The organism is Pedobacter sp. MR2016-24 (genome assembly GCF_026239655.1).
GTDB lineage: Bacteria > Bacteroidota > Bacteroidia > Sphingobacteriales > Sphingobacteriaceae > Pedobacter.
Genome location: NZ_JAPIVO010000008.1, coordinates 63683 through 80939 on the forward strand (window position 1 = coordinate 63683; position 17257 = coordinate 80939).

Annotated in this window: 17 protein-coding genes; 6 read left to right on the forward strand and 11 right to left on the reverse strand. The window is 40.4% G+C overall.

Features of this window, described 5'->3' with window-relative positions; translation table 11 throughout:
- Position 1: 1 nt before the first annotated feature.
- The 3 genes from hemB to hemA all read right to left on the reverse strand — a co-directional run bounded on the left by hemB (position 2) and on the right by hemA (position 3890).
- Entirely contained in the window at positions 2 to 970 is a 969-nt protein-coding gene (gene hemB, locus OQX62_RS21145) for a porphobilinogen synthase (RefSeq protein ID WP_265833648.1), read from the reverse strand.
- 12 nt (positions 971 to 982) lie between these two features.
- On the reverse strand, positions 983 to 2563 hold the full coding sequence (gene hemC, locus OQX62_RS21150; RefSeq protein WP_265833649.1) for a hydroxymethylbilane synthase: 1581 nt from the start codon (positions 2561 to 2563) through the stop codon (positions 983 to 985).
- A 100-nt stretch (positions 2564 to 2663) separates the two neighbouring features.
- Positions 2664 to 3890, reverse strand: coding sequence for a glutamyl-tRNA reductase (gene hemA, locus OQX62_RS21155; protein ID WP_265833650.1), 1227 nt, complete (start codon positions 3888 to 3890; stop codon positions 2664 to 2666).
- 170 nt (positions 3891 to 4060) lie between these two features.
- On the opposite strand from hemA, the gene OQX62_RS21160 reads away from it, so the two are divergent.
- Positions 4061 to 4882: an alpha/beta hydrolase family protein gene (locus tag OQX62_RS21160; RefSeq protein ID WP_265833651.1), complete on the forward strand. Its 822-nt coding sequence runs from the start codon at positions 4061 to 4063 to the stop codon at positions 4880 to 4882.
- Here OQX62_RS21160 and ispG read toward each other — a convergent pair whose 3' ends face one another.
- From ispG to OQX62_RS21185, 5 genes are read right to left on the reverse strand one after another with little or no spacing between them, the layout of a single operon-like run.
- Positions 4883 to 6844: a (E)-4-hydroxy-3-methylbut-2-enyl-diphosphate synthase gene (ispG, locus tag OQX62_RS21165; RefSeq protein ID WP_265833652.1), complete on the reverse strand. Its 1962-nt coding sequence runs from the start codon at positions 6842 to 6844 to the stop codon at positions 4883 to 4885. It lies immediately after the preceding gene.
- A gap of 18 nt (positions 6845 to 6862) precedes the next feature.
- On the reverse strand, positions 6863 to 7480 hold the full coding sequence (locus OQX62_RS21170) for an RDD family protein (protein ID WP_265833653.1): 618 nt from the start codon (positions 7478 to 7480) through the stop codon (positions 6863 to 6865).
- Positions 7481 to 7485: 5 nt separating this feature from the next.
- Entirely contained in the window at positions 7486 to 8439 is a 954-nt protein-coding gene (locus OQX62_RS21175; protein WP_265833654.1) for a LiaF transmembrane domain-containing protein, read from the reverse strand.
- 44 nt (positions 8440 to 8483) lie between these two features.
- On the reverse strand, positions 8484 to 9158 hold the full coding sequence (locus OQX62_RS21180) for a PspC domain-containing protein (protein WP_265833655.1): 675 nt from the start codon (positions 9156 to 9158) through the stop codon (positions 8484 to 8486).
- A 24-nt stretch (positions 9159 to 9182) separates the two neighbouring features.
- Positions 9183 to 9872, reverse strand: a complete 690-nt coding sequence (locus OQX62_RS21185) for an SDR family oxidoreductase (RefSeq protein ID WP_265833656.1) — start codon at positions 9870 to 9872, stop codon at positions 9183 to 9185.
- A gap of 143 nt (positions 9873 to 10015) precedes the next feature.
- Between OQX62_RS21185 and OQX62_RS21190 the strand changes: the two genes are divergently transcribed.
- Genes OQX62_RS21190 through OQX62_RS21200 form a run of 3 tightly spaced genes read left to right on the forward strand, consistent with a single transcriptional unit; the run spans position 10016 to position 12406 of the window.
- Positions 10016 to 10750 carry an MlaE family ABC transporter permease gene (locus OQX62_RS21190; protein ID WP_265833657.1) on the forward strand — a complete coding sequence of 245 codons (735 nt, stop codon included), beginning with the start codon at positions 10016 to 10018 and terminating at the stop codon, positions 10748 to 10750.
- The gene (locus OQX62_RS21195) at positions 10747 to 11499 is read left to right on the forward strand and encodes an ABC transporter ATP-binding protein (RefSeq protein WP_265833658.1); all 753 of its coding nucleotides are present in this window, start codon (positions 10747 to 10749) and stop codon (positions 11497 to 11499) included. Before OQX62_RS21190 ends, OQX62_RS21195 begins: the two co-directional genes overlap by 4 nt.
- A gap of 19 nt (positions 11500 to 11518) precedes the next feature.
- Positions 11519 to 12406: a class I SAM-dependent methyltransferase gene (locus OQX62_RS21200; RefSeq protein WP_265833659.1), complete on the forward strand. Its 888-nt coding sequence runs from the start codon at positions 11519 to 11521 to the stop codon at positions 12404 to 12406.
- A 23-nt stretch (positions 12407 to 12429) separates the two neighbouring features.
- On the opposite strand, the gene OQX62_RS21205 is transcribed toward OQX62_RS21200, so the two are convergent.
- A complete protein-coding gene (locus OQX62_RS21205; RefSeq protein WP_265833660.1) occupies positions 12430 to 13572 on the reverse strand; it encodes an HmuY family protein in 1143 nt (380 codons plus the stop codon).
- Between the two features lie 140 nt (positions 13573 to 13712).
- Here OQX62_RS21205 and OQX62_RS21210 point away from each other — a divergent pair, with 140 nt between their 5' ends.
- The gene (locus OQX62_RS21210; RefSeq protein WP_265833661.1) at positions 13713 to 14762 is read left to right on the forward strand and encodes a hypothetical protein; all 1050 of its coding nucleotides are present in this window, start codon (positions 13713 to 13715) and stop codon (positions 14760 to 14762) included.
- Between the two features lie 63 nt (positions 14763 to 14825).
- On the opposite strand, the gene OQX62_RS21215 is transcribed toward OQX62_RS21210, so the two are convergent.
- Positions 14826 to 15563, reverse strand: a complete 738-nt coding sequence (locus OQX62_RS21215; RefSeq protein WP_265833662.1) for a L,D-transpeptidase family protein — start codon at positions 15561 to 15563, stop codon at positions 14826 to 14828.
- 144 nt (positions 15564 to 15707) lie between these two features.
- Between OQX62_RS21215 and OQX62_RS21220 the strand changes: the two genes are divergently transcribed.
- The gene (locus tag OQX62_RS21220; protein WP_265833663.1) at positions 15708 to 16295 is read left to right on the forward strand and encodes a HupE/UreJ family protein; all 588 of its coding nucleotides are present in this window, start codon (positions 15708 to 15710) and stop codon (positions 16293 to 16295) included.
- 681 nt (positions 16296 to 16976) lie between these two features.
- Here OQX62_RS21220 and OQX62_RS21225 read toward each other — a convergent pair.
- Positions 16977 to 17255 carry a hypothetical protein gene (locus OQX62_RS21225; protein WP_265833664.1) on the reverse strand — a complete coding sequence of 93 codons (279 nt, stop codon included), beginning with the start codon at positions 17253 to 17255 and terminating at the stop codon, positions 16977 to 16979.
- Between the last annotated feature and the right edge of the window lie 2 nt (positions 17256 to 17257).

Genomic DNA, 17257 nt, shown 5'->3' on the forward strand with positions numbered 1-17257 from the left:
ATTACATCCAATTCTTTTCTACAATATCCCTTATATGATAGGTAGTGATGATACTTGCCCCTGCACGTGCAAAAGCATGCATAGTTTCCATCACTACTTTCTGCTCGTCTATCCAACCTCTTTCTGCTGCTGCTTTCACCATCGCATATTCCCCTGAAACATTGTAACAGGCAATAGGCAGGCTGGTATGCTGTTTCAGGTTGTGCATCACATCAAGGTAAGCCAGTGCAGGCTTAACCATTAATACGTCAGCACCTTCACTCTCATCCAGCAATGCTTCTCTTAACGCCTCTTCAGGATTTCTGAAATCCATCTGGTAAGCTTTTCTGTCACCCTTGCTCGGTGCACAATCTGCCGCCTCACGGAAAGGACCGTAATAAGCTGAGGCAAATTTGGTGGCGTGAGACATTACTGCGGTATTTACCTGCCCGTTCTGGTCAAGCAAATCCCGGATCGCCCTGATCCTTCCATCCATCATATCTGAGGGTGCAAGCATATCTGCTCCGGCCTGCGCATGTGTTAACGCCATTTTAGCGATCACCTCAACAGTTGCATCATTCTGCACATAGTCGTCTTTTAAAATTCCACAGTGCCCATGTGTAGTATAAGAACAAACGCAAACATCAGTCACAACGTACAAATCTTCACCAAACTGTTTTTTCAGTTCGCGTACGGCAACAGGAACCAATGAATGATCATGATAAGCACTGTGTGCATCATCACTTTTCTCATCACCCACACCAAAAAGCATAATTTTGTTTACGCCCAACTCCAATCCCTTTTCTACATCTCTGATTAAAGTATCCGTAGAAAAATGGTTCACCCCCGGCATGGAATCAATCGCATGTTTTACACCATTTCCCGGTACTACAAAGTACGGATAAATGAACATGTCTTTAGACAGCCTTGTTTCAGCTACCATTTCTCTTACAAGCGGGTTTTTTCTTAATCTCCGTGGACGGTGTAACATAATTAACCTTTTTTATTTAATATCAATTCCAAAAACAGCTTCTGCGAGGCCAATTTCATCAGGAGAATAAGGCAAGGTATAGGCAACGCCCATCTCATCAAATTTCTTTCCTGTAGAATTACCTATTGCAATGACTTTTTGTCCCGGATCCAATAAGTTATCAGCAAAATATGCTTCAACATTGGAAGGACTGGTAAAAATCAGTACATCAGCATAAGTCTGATCTATATCTTCTTCAATTACCGTTTCGTAAATCGGGAGGTCTACAACTTTTGTATCAGCGGCGAGCGACTTTTGTATACTGAGTAACGAATCCTGTGCACGCGGGAACAAAACAGTCTGTCCTTTCACCAGCACAGCAAAATCTTCTGCTACTTCACTGATATCGCCACTCTCACCTACATAATCTGCCAGGTAACCATATTTCCTCAACGCATCTTCAGAACCTCTGCCCACTACGCCAAACTTTACGTTTTTAGGCAATACAGGTTTCAGTTTGAAGAAGTATTCTACACCATTACGACTACTGAAGAAAATCCAGTCTATATGTTTCAGATAAAAAGCATCAAGCACATTCACTATTGGAAATGTGCGTATCAGTGACCTGCCCTCTATCTCAATATTATTTTTTTCCAAAGCCCTGCGGAAATAGCTATGCTCTCCGATCTCTCTCGAGATAAACACTTTGGCAGGATGTTTCCTGGCCGGATCAAATTGTGCTACAATCTTTTCTGCCAGTCCTTCCAGGCTATCCACTCTATAGAATAAACGGTCAGGAAAATCATCAGCAGACAATGCTTTTGAAGTCCACACTTCATATTTACCATCTTCCTTTTTGCAGTAACAGCCTAAAGGCATGTGGCAACCACCTTCAAAAAGATTCAGGACCTTGCGCTCTACCGCAATTTCTTCAGCAGTGCCGGCATGGTTTAATGCCTGCAGCAGTTCATATAGTTCAGTATCATTCTCCCTGATCTGGAATGCAAGAACTCCCTGTGCAGGAGGAGGAACCAGTTCGGTCGGGTCGATAACCTCTACATGAAATTCAGACAGATCAACATTCAATCGGTTTACACCAGCTTTAGCCAGTACGATTGCATCGTAGTTTTCATCTCTCAATTTCTGAATACGCGTAAGCACATTACCACGCAGATCTTCAATGTTCAGATCCGTACGTAAAGCCAGCAACTGGGCCTTACGCCTGTTAGACGAAGTACCTACCTGCGCACCGGTTTTCAGCGAAAGTTTCTGCGTTACATCCACACAGTCCCTCAGGATCAGCAGCAGTTCAGACGGATCTTCACGCTCAGATACTGCAGCTATAGTTAAGCCTGCCGGATGTGTTGTTGGTAAATCTTTATGGGAATGCACAGCAAGATCAATGCTGCCATTTAATAATTCTTCTTCAAGCTCTTTAGTGAAAAAACCTTTTCCTTCAAGCTTATCCAGTCTTAGGTTCAGTATTTTATCGCCCTGGGTCTTGATGATTTTAAGTTCAGCTTCAACGCCAATTTCAGCAAGTCTGTCTTTAGTAAAGTTGGCCTGCCATAAAGCAAGTTCGCTACCTCTTGTGCCGATAATCAGTTTCTTCATTAGGTTTTACGTATTTAGAGTTTGCGCAAATTTAACCTAAAAGAGTCATAGAGTTAAATTATAAACAAATAATGTATTTTAACTGACGATTGAGCGAATACTAGCTGTTATTAACCAGTATTTCTTTTGCCATGATCATAGGAACGCTGATATATTTCTTCTCCATATAATCCATCACACGTTCTAAAACCAGGCGTGAATTCTCATCAAGACCATTAATCTCTTCCGCAAATACGATATCTATCGCTTTACTTTTGATTGCCTTGATTTTCTGAGGAACACAGCTCATTGCGATCTCAATCTTACGCTGACGAAGGTCTGCGTCGAATTCTTTAATATTCTGATCAATGATCAGCTCAGCACTTACCAGCTCATCATAACGTTCCTGTATATTTTTACGGGCAACCTCTTTCAGGGATTCTACCTCAATATAATGTATAGGAAAGTTTTTTATGACTTCGGGCGCGGTATCATTCGGAACTGCTAAATCCACGATCACCTTTTTACCAGTTTCGCCATTCAGCAGTTGTTTGTATATCTTTTCAGTAATGATGGGCTCAGTAGCACCTGTACAAGTAATGATCACATCAAAACCCTTATCAAAACCCGCAAGTGCTGCTAACGGATAAGCTACACCATTCAATTCTTTTGCAAGGCTCTCTGCACTTTCCAACGTCCTGTTAAATACTGAGAAGTCGGAATATTTATGCTTTTTAAGATATTGTGCCAGATTTCTGTTGGTTTCACCGGAACCGATGATCAGTAATCTTGGATTGGTACCCAATTTCAAATCACGTAATTTACGGTATGCGAGGGAGACAACTGAAACAGGATTTTTAGATATGTTAGTATGTGTATATACTTCTTTAGCAGTTTTCACTACCCTGTTCATGATCATCCGCATATAATCTGCAGTAAATCCTGCAACGCGACAAGCTTCATACGCACGGCGTACCTGTGCAAGAATCTGCTTTTCGCCCACCACAAGGCTTTCTAATGAACATGAAGTGCGTAATAGGTGATTAAATGCTTCTACCTGCTCATATACGGATACATTATCTACAAACTGCTCCATATACTCTTCAGGCAGTCCCATATTCAATACGTGCAGAAAACGGAAAATGAAATCACGGTCTACATCATGCGCCGAAGTAAAAACAAACTCAACACGGTTACAAGTACCGATGTAGAAAATTTCCTTTACATCAAGTTCAGTTTGAATATTTTTTAGTCTATCATCCAGAGTTTGCTCACATATAACTAATTTCCCTAAAGATTTCAGGTCAATTTGTTTATGTGTGAAAGCAAGTATTTTTAAATATTCCAAAGCAGGTTTTCCTATTTTTTATTGCAAAACAAAAGTAACAACACCCTTCTGCTCCACTGTCATTAGGCTGTAATTAAGAGCAATTTAGAAAGATTTTAAATTAGGCAAGGTTCACACTAAGGTTTTGATATATTTGTTATAAATGCACGAAAACCTAGAAAAACGTAGCAATGATAGAGAAAAAGCAATTTATATTGTCCGGATCAGGAGATAAAACAATTACAGGTGATCTGATATATGATGAAAGTAAGACAAATATACCTTCTGTAATCTTTGTACATGGCTTTAAAGGCTTCAAGGATTGGGGAGCACATCACCTCACTGCAGCCTATTTCGCAGCACATGGTTACAGATATATAAAGTTCAACTTAAGTCATAGCGGCGTTAATGCAAACAAACCAGATGATGTAACTGATATGGACGCCTTTGCTGCAAATACATTTAGTTATGAACTGAAGGACATAGATACCGTAATCAACTATGTAGCACATACCTTTCCTCAGGATCCGATCTATATGATCGGGCACAGCCGGGGTGGCGGACTTGCTATCATAAAAGCTGCAGATGATGAACGGATTCAGAAAATAGTCACCTGGTCGTCCATTGCTGATTTCAGCTCGCTATGGAAAAAAGAACAGGAAGAGCAATGGCTCAGCGAAGGACAGATATTTGTAGAAAATGCGAGGACTAAAGAGAAGATGCCTTTAAACAGCACATTATTGTCGGACTTCAATGCGCACAAACATGAATATAACATCATCAATGCGGCATCAAGAATCAGTATACCCTGGTTAATCCTGCATGGTGATGACGATGTGAATGTAAATTTCAGTACGGCCCAACACCTTGCACAGGCGCAGCCGAAGGCTAAACTGCAAAAAATTGCTGGTGCAAACCATGTATTTGGCGCATCGCATCCTTATACCTCAGCAGAAATGCCGGCACAGTTACAGGAAGTATGTGAGAAAACGCTCGACTTTTTAAAGAGTTAGCTATTTCACTTCCGTCCAGTTCCCGTCTTCTTTGATCAGTTCAATCAGCTCATCTAAAGCAGAAAGGGAATTGACATTTTTTTTCACCACTTCCTTACCCCGGTATAAAGTAATTTTGCCGGGGCCAGTACCTACATAACCATAATCAGCATCAGCCATTTCACCTGGTCCATTTACAATACAGCCCATAATCCCAATTTTAATCCCTTTCAGGTGATCTGTTCTGGAACGGATCGACTGCGTGGTTTCCTGCAGATCGAAAAGTGTTCTGCCACAGCTGGGACAGGATATATATTCTGTCTTGGAAATCCTTGTCCTGGTCGCCTGTAAAATACCAAAGCTGGTAGCGTTAATTAATGGTAATTCGATCGACTGAGGCGCATCAATCCAGATACCATCCCCAAAGCCATCGGTAAATAATGCACCCAGATCTGTTGCAGAATACAACATCAGATCGTCTGCGCTGATATCCGTATAAGTCCTTTTGATGATAACCGGCAGTTGAAGATTGTTTTTCTGCAGCGCGATAAAAAATGCACGCTGCTCGGCCATACCATGTTCGGCAGAAGTTTCAAGTACCAATACAGCCGTAGCATCCAATGCAGACAGGGCGGCCAGATCAAAATTGCCGGCGTTTACACTCACCAGGTTCAATACAGGATCTTTCAGCTCTGCCCGGCCTATTTCAGTTAAATTGAATAGCGGACTACAATTGCTTTTATCTTTCAAACCTAACCAGGTGCCATAGTTATATACCTGGCGCAGATTCCCCGGAAAAGAGAACGAAGGCAGTGCATCACCCAAATATACCAGGTCACATGCCTGATCCGCCATATTGTATTTGTCCAGCAGTGCATCATATTTATATCCCGCTTCTGTCAGGAAGTAAGGGTCTTTCAGATTTTTTGAAGAAACATCAAGCATGACCACAGGATGATGGTGGCCACCAATATGTTGCACAGGTAAAGTTAAGCGGCGACTATAAGCATAAGGCTGATAAGGCAAATCCTGAATATTGATGTGCTCATTTGAAGGCAAGCTTAACAGCGATCGTTTCGTATACCTGTCTGCCAGTGCCTTAGCTACCGGAGCTTCAAATTCAGGGTCTTCTGTTAAGGATACCCTGATCGTATCACCCAAACCATCTTCCAGCAGAGTACCTATTCCGACAGCAGATTTAATCCTTCCATCTTCTCCGTCTCCTGCTTCCGTCACCCCCAGGTGCAAAGGATAGTTCATCCCTTCCTTTACCATCGTTTCCACCAGTAGGCGATACGCCTGCACCATTACCTGCGTATTGCTCGCTTTCATGGAAATCACCAGGTTATAGTAATTCAGAGACTCGCACATACGGATAAATTCCATGGCAGATTCTACCATTCCCCGCGGTGTGTCTCCATACTGACTCATGATCCTGTCAGACAATGAACCGTGGTTAGTTCCGATCCGCATAGCAGTACCGTACTCTTTACAGATTTTAACCAGCGGGGTAAACTTCTTGTAAATCCTCTCCAGTTCAGCCAGATAAGCGATATCTGTATATTCTATATTTTCAAATCGTTTTTTATCAGCGTAATTACCAGGATTGATCCTTACTTTCTCTACTATCCTTGCTGCTGCTTCTGCCGCATTCGGTGTAAAGTGTATATCAGCCACCAGCGGCACATTATATCCGCGTAAACGCAGTTCTTTTTTAATCTGAGCCAGGTTTTCTGCCTCTTTCATACTCGGGGCAGTAATGCGTACATATTCACAGCCAGACTCCACCATTCTGATCGTCTGTTCAACAGTTCCGATTGTATTCATTGTATCGGTGGTCGTCATAGACTGGATCCTGATAGGGTTCAATCCACCCATAGGGATATCTCCAATATGAACTTCCCGTGTTAAAAATCTTGAATACTGATTTAAAGAATTGCAATATCCTCCGGCTAATTCCTGTTGTGCTGATACGTTTTCCATGCGCTGCAAAGATAAAGATTAAATCAATCGGTCTTTAATAACTAATGTATTTGACGCGATATCATGCCATGATTGTTGCTTTTTATTGAGAAAAGTATAGAGGTAGCCGAAAAAAACCGGAAGTACCGAAAGAATTTTACCAGCATTCCTGCCAAAAGAATTGGGCAAAGTGATCCTGTTACCCATCAGATCTGTCACTTTAATATTCAATAAACGTTTTCCGATTGAACCCTGTTTAGCCGAAGCTTCGGCTATGCTGCCATAGATGAATTTAGCCAGAGGTAAAAAAGAAAGGATAAAAAGACTGCTCATGATGCGTTCATCTTTTTCTTCGATAAAAACAAAGCTGATCAGCATCAGGACAATAAAGAATAACAGCAGAACGAAATAATCAATCACCATGGCCAGCAGCCGCTGGTCAAAAGACGCAAAATACTGAGGTGCCGTTTGTTCGTAGCTAAAGCCAAAAAGCGCACGTAATTCGGGGAATTCGTGCGCCTCTTTGTAGTCGTCCATACCTGGTTTCCTGATAAAGGTACCTGGTAAAATGTTCAGCTCTTTTAAAGCTGAAAAGCCATATGGGCCCGTTGGTTTACCATTAATGACAACGGTATAAATTATATCCTGATTTTCCAATGTTCTTAGTATCTGCCCACTTCAAAATTACTCAATCCTCCGTCCAGGTTTATAAAAACTTTTTTCGTTGAGGTTTTATAGTTAGGCGTTTCGTAGTTACTGTTATCAATTTTCACAAATCCCGGAAAGTCTTTTGCAGATAAACCTGTTTTAGTTTTGATCCTGCAGCCAGAGTTCTCCGGAACTTTGATTTTAACATCCGCTACACCAGTTTTTACGATCACATCAGTGATCGGCAACAGGTCGCCGATGGTAATATCCAGCGCCGCTGCGCCTCCATCAAATTTAAAGCTTCTTACTTTGTATTCAGTAAAGTCGAAATCAACCTCTCCCGCACCCATATTCATATTTAAAATCCATTCCGGTTTTTTGTTCAGTTTGATATCCACATCATTTCCACCCTCATTGAAGGACCATCGGCCTTTTTTATCTTTCATCTTGAAATTGATCGTGGTCACCGAATCTGAACTTTCCTTCTGCAGGATGAAATTTCCATTCCTTCTTTCCACATCGGCCACTACCAGACTATCTGTTTCCCCATCTAATTTAAAAGATGTACCACCGCCCGAGATATTAAACACGGTTTTTTTCAGGCTGTCTGCCGCTATAAAAGGCTCAGAAAAACTTACCCGCTGCACATCTCCCTCATCATTGTCATTCAGCTCAACATCCAGATCTTTAGAAAGGGTATCACCAATCCAGTGTTTGCTGGCAGGAGGCTGCTGACCTTTATAGAAAACAAATCCCAGCATAATTACCAGTACGCCCAGGCAGATTATGTTTCCTACCTGCGACTTATTCTTGTTAAATAAGATATTCACCCCAGATATGATCAGGACTACGGGCCAGAAACTCCATACGTTTCTCCAGTAAAATTCAATAATATTAAAATTCTCTAATAAGAGGACTATCCCTATAAACACAAGTACGATACCCCATATTACTCTATTCAGTTTCATAACAATTCTTTTTAGTTTATCATTTGATTACAAATTCCCTGGCGCTATAACTGGTCTTCAGGCTCATCCTTTTTAAATTCAGGCGCTACGTCAGGAGCTTTTTGTTCAGCAGACGCCTTTTGTTCTGTTGCTGCTGCCGCCTTATCCTGCTGATTTTTCCAATCTTCCCAGCCAGTTTTTCTTTTAGATTTTAAAATAAAACTTAAGCCTATTGCTACAAATACCAGCGGCCATAATTTGCCCAGTCTGAACCAGTAAGGAATAATATCAAACTCATTCATTAAAAAGTATAATCCTATCACGAGCAGGAAGAGTCCCCCTACTGTTTTACCTGTATCGTTATTTTTTGGCAAACCTTTAAGGTCTAATGGATTCTCCCAATCAAATGCAGTCCCCGGTTTTTCCTTCGCTGTGAACCCTTTTGGATCTTCAAAAGGTGGCGGAGAATTAAACCCTGCCGGATTATTAAAAGGTGGTGGATTATGCTGCTTTTTAAAATAATCATTGAATTGTGAAAACCTTGCAGAAGGGTCTGTATTCACTGGTACCACAATCCACATCACCAGGTAAACCAATATTCCGGTACCTACCAGGAAAAAAGTGGAGAGTACAAATAATAATCTTATAATAGTTACGTCAACTTGCATATAAGATGCTAATCCCGATGAAACGCCGGCAATTACTTTGTCGTGTTCGTTTCTTAATAATCTATTTTCCATAAAGCGTTCTCCTATAATTTGCTTTTAAAATGCAAGCGGTTTCAAAATTATCTCTTCAACATTCACGCCACTGCTTAAGTTCAGTACCGTATTTAAAACTTCAGCTATGTCTTCGGGCTGTACAAATCGTTCCGGCGGAATCTGTGTTCCTTTCCAGGATTCTGTTAATGTGGCACCCGGTAAAATCGCCGTAACTTTAACACTGTATTTTGATAACTCTTGCCGCAATACATAATTAAGACTGAGCAATGCCGATTTAGTTACACCATAACTGCCGGCATTTTCATTAATCTCTCTGCTGGATACAGAACAGATGTTAAACAGGTGTCCGGAGCGCTGTTTGCGCATCAGTTTACCGAAATATTTAGACAGATAATAAACTGCATCCAGGTTCAGCCTTTGCTGTAATTCAAACCGCTCATCCTCCTCGTCCAGTAATGCACCTGGTAAAAATATCCCCGCATTGTTCACCACCACATCAACCTTATCCATCACAGCATGCACGCCCTCACAAAACCTGTATACTTCTTCTTTAATACTGCAATCTGTTACAGAATAGAATATCTGGCGACCAGTTGTGGCCAGTTCATCCTTTAATGCGATTAAATCCGATGCTGTTCTGGCACAAATGGCCAGATTATAACCCTCTTTGGCTAATTTTATCGCTATAGCTCTTCCTATCCCCTTTGTGGCGCCTGTAATAACTGCGTTCATATCTCTTTATATTACCAACTGCAAAAAACCGCATTATTCATTAAATAGCAGAATAATTTTAAGAAATAAAGAAAGCGACAACAATTTTTGTTGTTTCTTTGTATTATATACAATAATTAATATATCAGCTAATTCCATACTGAATGAATTTCACCAATTTTGGCAAGTATCTCCTGCTTTTAAAAGCAGTTTTCAGAAGGCCGGAAAAATTTAAAATATACATGAAGGCCATTTTTCAACAAATGGATTTCATTGGCGTAGGCTCACTCGGTTTGATTGCCATCATTTCTACTTTCATCGGTGCAGTAATGACCTTGCAAATTGCTTTCCAGCTGGTAAGTGATTTCATTCCTAAAACTATTATTGGTTCTGTTACGCGCGACTCCAGTATTCTGGAGTTAAGTCCAACTATCACAGCCATCGTGCTTGCGGGTAAGATAGGCTCGGCAATCTCTTCTGAAATAGGTACCATGCGTGTAAGCGAGCAGATCGATGCACTGGAAATCATGGGTATCAATTCTCCGGGATACCTGATTTTGCCTAAGCTGATTGCAGGAATTACCATGGTACCAGTCCTGGTTATTTTCGCGATGGTATTGAGTATTACTGGTGGTTATTTAGGCGGAACACTTTCCGGTGCAGTAACACCTGCTGAATATATCCAGGGTATCACGACAGATTTCAATCCATATACAATTGTAGTGGCATTGGTTAAAGCATTTGTGTTTGGCTTTATTATCACTACCGTTCCTGCTTATGAAGGGTTTTATGTTAAAGGCGGTGCTTTGGAAGTTGCCCAGGCAAGTACAAGAGCTGTAGTTGTGGCCTGTATCAGTATCCTAGCATGTGATTACATTGTAACCCAGTTATTATTATGATCGAAATTAAAGACATTGAAAAATCATTTGGGTCTAACACAGTCCTTAAAGGTATCTCCGGTAAATTTGAAGCTGGCGTAACCAACCTGATCATCGGCGGTTCCGGTTCAGGTAAAACTACCTTACTGAAATGTATGATCGGTCTGCATACACCTGAAAAAGGCAGTGTGGAATACGACGGCAGGGAATTTACTCAGATGAGTTTTGAGGAGAAGATTGAGATCAGGAAAGAAATCGGTATGCTTTTTCAGGGCTCGGCCTTATTTGACTCCATGACCGTAGAAGAGAATATCATGTTCCCCTTAAATATGTTTACTGAACAGTCTTTCAAAGAAAAACTGGAACGTGTAAACTTTTGCCTGGAACGTGTAAACCTGCCAGGTAAAAACAAATTATTCCCGGCAGAACTCTCCGGAGGAATGAAAAAAAGGGTAGGTATTGCCCGTGCAATTGCCATGAATCCAAAATATCTTTTTGTCGATGAACCTAACTCAGGTCTGGATCCTAAGACATCCATTGTAATTGATGAGCTGATCAAGGAATTGACGGAAGAATATAATACCACTACTATTGTAGTGACGCATGATATGAACTCTGTAATGGGTATCGGCGACTACATCTTGTTTTTACATGAAGGTAAAAAATTCTGGGAAGGCTCAAATAAAGAAATTGCCCATACAGATATAGAAGAACTTAATGATTTTGTTTTTGCCAGCCGCTTTATGAAGGCTGCCAAGAAAAACTTTTAATAACGCATACCCCTAATATATGATAAGCCTTTTAACGCCCACTCACTGGAAAGATTATGAGTTGATTGACTGTGGTGATTTTGAAAAACTGGAACGCTTTGGTAACCTGATCCTAACAAGACCTGAGCCACAAGCGGTATGGAAAAAAACATTATCTGAGCAGGAATGGAAAAAACAGACACACATCAGGTTCAAGGGCCGCTCTGCTACTTCAGGAGAATGGATTAAATCTGCCCCGCAGATTCCTGACCGCTGGAATGTAGAATATAAAAATGATGAGGTGAAGATCAATCTGCGTCTCGGATTAACTTCTTTCAAACACCTTGGGGTTTTCCCTGAGCAGGCAGTAAACTGGGATTACATCTCTTCATCTGTCAGAAAATTTAAAACCAAAACACCAAAAGTACTGAACCTTTTCGCTTATACCGGTGCAGCATCACTCATTGCTAAAGCTGCTGGTGCAGATACTACACACGTAGATTCCATCAAACAGGTCGTGAACTGGGCGAACGAAAACCAGGAACTTTCACAGTTAAAAGATGTGAGATGGGTAGTGGAAGATGCGCTGAAATTTGTTAAACGTGAGCTGAAACGCGGTAAAAAATACAATGGTATTATTTTAGATCCACCTGCATTCGGACATGGTCCGAATGGAGAAAAATGGAAACTGGAAGACCATATTCAGGAAATGATGATGGAAGTAGTGCAGTTGTTAGATGAAGAAGAACATTTCCTGATCCTGAACACTTACTCACTGGGTTTTTCTTCTGTGATTGTGGAGAACCTGATCAAAACCTCATTCCCGCAAGTAATGAACCTTGAAACAGGTGAATTGTACCTGCAGGCCACTTCAGGTGTAAAACTACCGCTGGGTGTCTTCGGAAAATTCAATAAATTTATCAAATAAACATAGCTCAAAAGAATTCAGGATTAGTCTTCTGCACCTTCCTGAATTCTTTTATAGGCAATGACCGGCAGTCCGCGTGTACCACCATCCGCTGAAGTGAAACTGTTAAATCTCAAAACATAAATATTATTTTTCGCGTCTTTTATCACATATAACCGATCCCGGTTTACTGTAGACGTTGTTCCTGTAGTGCTAATAGTCCTCCAGTTTGTACCTATTACGTCCCGCTCCGCTGAATAAACAAGTCCTTCCAAATTACTTGCTGAAAATCCTGCATACGCCCTTTCCGCTTCAGCTGCGCTAGTATATTTTATCTCTGAGGCTGTAACGCCACCAGCAAAGTTGATCAACACAAAATCCGGCACAGCTACAGCTACCGGAGTAGTCGCACTCGTTTTATAAGTAGAATAGGTCCACTGAATATCCCATAAAGCTTTTGCGGGTTCAACGGCTACCCTACCTCCGATAAATGAAATATACTGAAAATTGAATGCAGGATCTTTAAAAACTTCCAAAGTAGTCACAGCCAGTCCGATCCTGCCATATTTTACAATATAACCGTTTCCGGTGGTGTTTCTGGTGACCTGAACCTTTTCCCATATTGGCTGTATAGGTGTTCCATCAGCTTTAAGCAAGCCGGAAAGTCCACGGTTAACAATAAACACCTTATTATCCGCTGTCGTAGCTGATATCTGTTTAAAGACGGTACCTGCAAGATAATTTGTAAAAATCCCGTCAACCGGATCAATATTTGTAAAACTGTTGCCCAGTTCTAATGTTTTCCCCGCTAACAATGCAGAGGTGTCTGCTTCACCAACTGTTGTGATATCAATTTTATCAAGTTGTGCAGCTGTTGCCCCTCTTGAATGGTTAAGTATTACAGTAAAATTTTCATTATTACAAGCAAAACCCAAATCCCAGCTACTGCGCAATACCTGAGTTTGTACATCCTTACTTAAGTCAACAAAAACACTCCTCATCGCGTTATCTCCAGGTTGTGATCCTGAAATCGTACTGTTGCGCACTTCTGTACCAGATAATCCCTGAAGTGCTACTGTATCGCCTAATGATGAGGAGATACGAACAAATTCAGTATTCTCTTTTTTGCAGGCACTGAGAAATAACAGCATGCTTAAAAATATAACGACAAGGTTGGATTTGCTCATAATTGTTTCTTTCTACAAAGAACGGTAAAAATATATTTTAATTCAATTCAAGAATCTTATACTTGTAGGAAGATTTGTCAGCCGAATGTGTAGTTTTGCACAATTGAAAAAAATTTATATTTAATACCTTATAAACCCCTATGAAATTCACACAACTAGCAGGAACCTTCTTAATTGCGTTTACCTCCGTTGCCTTGTTCGCGAATTGCAGCTCAGATGCAAAGAAAAATGATGGAAAAACTAAAACTACTGTAAATGCCTCTGGCGACTCTACCGGGGTTGCGCCTTTAGACACTACACGTGAACCTATCGATACCGCGAAATACAATGCTGCCCTGAAAAGACAAGCTAATGGTGATACTACCGGCAGATGGCCAGTAAAAAACCAGCCATTCCCGCTACCAGGCTCAATTCTTCCGTTTAAACGTATTGTAGTTTATTATGGAAACCTTCACTCTAAAAAAATGGGTGCATTGGGTGAATATCCGCCGAAAGAAATGTGGAGCAGATTAAATGCTGAGGTAAAAAGATGGGAAAAAGCAGATCCAGCTACTCCTGTACAGGTTGGTGTACACTATATTGCAGCTGTTGCAAGTGGCACACCTGGAAAAGATGGAAAGTATATCAATAGAATGGGCGACAAACAAATCGACTCTGTGATCTCTATTGCTAAAATGCACAACGGTATCGTATTTTTAGACTTGCAGGTTGCCTTAAGCAATATCAAAGACGAGTTGCCAAGAATTGAGAAATACCTGAAAATGCCAAACGTTCACTTAGGTATAGATCCTGAATTCTCTATGAAAAGCGGAGCAAGACCGGGTACGAAAATCGGAACTTATGATGCAGCAGATATCAATTACTGTTCTCAGTACCTGATTAACCTGATCAAAAAATACAACTTGCCTCCAAAAGTTTTCACTGTTCACCGTTTCACTAAAAAGATGGTAACCAACTACCAGAACATCAAATTACATCCTGAAGTTCAGATTGTAATGCACATGGATGGATGGGGTGAGCCAGATCTTAAATTAGGCACTTACCGTTACTTTATCCAAAACGAGCCAGTACAGTTTACAGGTTTCAAATTGTTCTATAAGAATGACCTTAAAAAAGCACCGCACCGTTTAATGACTCCAGAAGAGTTGTTAAAACTGAAACCGGTACCTAGTTATATTCAATACCAATAAGATTTAAATTTAAAGATTCAAAAGGCTGTATTATTCGTAATACGGCCTTTTGTCTTATTAAGACTATTTGATGTAGTAAGCCCCCTTAAGTTCTGTAATGATTGCCGGTATTTTATACGCTTCGAAGCTTTTGTATGCTTGCTGCAGGTTTGTCCACAGCACTTTATGTTGGGGATAAAAAGCAGTATAATGTTTCATATTTTGAGCAGACATTCGAAAAGGATAGATATTTACCGGGATCTTATTTTGTCCGCTATTACGAGCCTCTACCGCAAGAATGTAAACTTCCTTAATCTTATCATCACTCAATGGAATACAGCCAACCGTTACGCAGTTCCCATGAATATAGATATCGCTACCGGGCCTGTTATGCTTACCCGTCCTGAATAAGTCGACACTATTTGGATAGTTGATACCAAGTGAAAGGTGAAAGCTGCTCATGGGATTAAATGCATGCAAATAATAGAATCCCTCAGGAGTTTGCCTGTCATTCTCTTTCACCTTTGGTCCCAGTGTACCCGAATGCAAACAGAAGTCGTAGGTTCTGAATAGCGTATAAGTTTTAGATGATTTGTCTTTTAACCATAATTCTAATTTGCCTTCAGTCTTGTAAGCATTCAGAAGAAGATCTATATTCCCTTTATACCCTTTACTTTTCAGGTCATGATTTAAAGTTGTCCACTTTTCCTGATATGCCTTCTTTACCCTTTCAAATTTAAGCTGTTCCGCTTTAAAAGTTTGCTGGGCATTTGCGGTAAGGATCGGGGATAATAAGATTAACATCAAGCAGCTGAATTTCATGGATATAGATTTAAACAAAACTAATAAATTCCTGCACTCTACAGGGTAGTTATTAAAATAGGCAGAGCGCGTATTTGCTACTATCCCCAGGTTGTAACAACATTTTTATTCCTGGTATAACACTTAAATTGATATTTTAGCCGGATGCAGGATTTTCCCTTATACTTTGAATTAGGCTGGCAGCATATATTAGACTGGAAAGGATATGACCATATTCTTTTTGTAATGGTCTTATGTGGCGTTTATACTATTGCCGAATGGCGAAAGGTCTTAATTCTTGTTACTGCTTTTACTATTGGCCACAGCATTACGCTTGCACTAAGCGTGTTAAAAGTGATCAATGTAAATACCGACCTGATCGAATTTCTTATCCCGATTACTATTTTCATTACAGCGTTATCCAATATTTTGTCTAAGAATGCAAAGAACAAAAGCATCACTTTCAAATATGCACTAGCATTGTTCTTCGGATTGATCCATGGGATGGGCTTTTCCAACTACCTGAACAGTTTACTCGGCAAGAGCGTAAATATCGTTGCGGAATTATTTGCGTTTAATGTAGGGCTTGAATTTGGCCAGATTATTATTGTGCTTATCACGCTCCTGATTTCTTTCATTCTGATTAACCTGATCAAAGTAAAAAAATGGGACTGGAATTTCTTTCTCTCCTCTGCGATATTCGGTATTTCCTTTATCATGGCAGTGGAACGATTACCAGGGTTACTCCATTGATCTTTAAAACTTCTTGTCTTGGCCATATCTAATTTTTTATCTTAAACAAATGTAAATCATGTCTTTAAGAAAATAAAATATCAGGATGATCATGTGCATAATTGTCCCTTGGTATCCAAAATTGTCCGGATTAACGTTAGGGAATTCTTGGGGCAGCGTTAAGGTTAGTCTAGGGTACGAATAGGTTTAAACTAGGGTTAGTCCGGTTCAAATTCACTAGTTAAAAAGTACCGGACTCACCCTAGACTTACCCTAGAAGATCCCTAGTCTAGCCTTAAGCAGTCTATAGGCCTTCATACAGCAGAGAGGCACTTTAATAAGATTTCCGGCTTCGAAAAAGAGTCCGGGAGCTGCTGAAAAATAATTAGAAAATCTGAGACGTTAAATTATCAATTCGAGTTATCCTTCCTTGTTAGGAAGTACATATAGGTCTAAATCAAATTCAATATTTAATTACCGCAAAATTTTATTGTACTTAGATCCCAAGTGGACCCACGGAACACTTTCTCCATTATCAAAATATATAAATATTGCACAGGAAAGTTCACAAGCGCAGTCAATGGAAAACTAAATGTGGTAAAGTATTTTTATTACGACAAATTTTGAGGGCTGTTTTATAATGGGTTATTTGTTGGGCCGGTTCTTCTCCGGCAGTAAAGCCTATAGGTGATGGGGCGAGGATTATTTACCTTTGCGCATAAAGCCAATCTCTCTTCTTGGCTGCTCTTCCTTTTCAATGAATTTACTCAGATAAGTAAACAATACCTCTATTTTCTGATCCTGGTTAAGAAGCTTCTTTTCAACCTGCTCCACCAGCAATGATACGTCTTTATGAAGCAGTACCATTTCACGTATACGGGTATAGATACGAATGATCTGGATATTGACATGGATAGCTCTTTCACTGTTCAGTACACAAGACAACATCGTCACTCCCTGTTCGGTGAAACAAAAAGGCATAT

Excerpts from the sequence above, each read along its gene's own strand:
- hemB (WP_265833648.1), bottom strand. The coding sequence starts at position 970 with ATGTTACACCGTCCACGGAGATTAAGAAAAAACCCGCTTGTAAGAGAA.
- hemC (WP_265833649.1), bottom strand. The coding sequence starts at position 2,563 with ATGAAGAAACTGATTATCGGCACAAGAGGTAGCGAACTTGCTTTATGG.
- OQX62_RS21160 (WP_265833651.1), top strand. The coding sequence starts at position 4,061 with ATGATAGAGAAAAAGCAATTTATATTGTCCGGATCAGGAGATAAAACA.
- ispG (WP_265833652.1), bottom strand. The coding sequence starts at position 6,844 with ATGGAAAACGTATCAGCACAACAGGAATTAGCCGGAGGATATTGCAAT.
- OQX62_RS21175 (WP_265833654.1), bottom strand. The coding sequence starts at position 8,439 with ATGAAACTGAATAGAGTAATATGGGGTATCGTACTTGTGTTTATAGGG.
- OQX62_RS21180 (WP_265833655.1), bottom strand. The coding sequence starts at position 9,158 with ATGGAAAATAGATTATTAAGAAACGAACACGACAAAGTAATTGCCGGC.
- OQX62_RS21185 (WP_265833656.1), bottom strand. The coding sequence starts at position 9,872 with ATGAACGCAGTTATTACAGGCGCCACAAAGGGGATAGGAAGAGCTATA.
- OQX62_RS21190 (WP_265833657.1), top strand. The coding sequence starts at position 10,016 with ATGAATTTCACCAATTTTGGCAAGTATCTCCTGCTTTTAAAAGCAGTT.
- OQX62_RS21195 (WP_265833658.1), top strand. The coding sequence starts at position 10,747 with ATGATCGAAATTAAAGACATTGAAAAATCATTTGGGTCTAACACAGTC.
- OQX62_RS21200 (WP_265833659.1), top strand. The coding sequence starts at position 11,519 with ATGATAAGCCTTTTAACGCCCACTCACTGGAAAGATTATGAGTTGATT.
- OQX62_RS21205 (WP_265833660.1), bottom strand. The coding sequence starts at position 13,572 with ATGAGCAAATCCAACCTTGTCGTTATATTTTTAAGCATGCTGTTATTT.
- OQX62_RS21210 (WP_265833661.1), top strand. The coding sequence starts at position 13,713 with ATGAAATTCACACAACTAGCAGGAACCTTCTTAATTGCGTTTACCTCC.
- OQX62_RS21215 (WP_265833662.1), bottom strand. The coding sequence starts at position 15,563 with ATGAAATTCAGCTGCTTGATGTTAATCTTATTATCCCCGATCCTTACC.
- OQX62_RS21220 (WP_265833663.1), top strand. The coding sequence starts at position 15,708 with ATGCAGGATTTTCCCTTATACTTTGAATTAGGCTGGCAGCATATATTA.
- OQX62_RS21225 (WP_265833664.1), bottom strand. The coding sequence starts at position 17,255 with ATGCCTTTTTGTTTCACCGAACAGGGAGTGACGATGTTGTCTTGTGTA.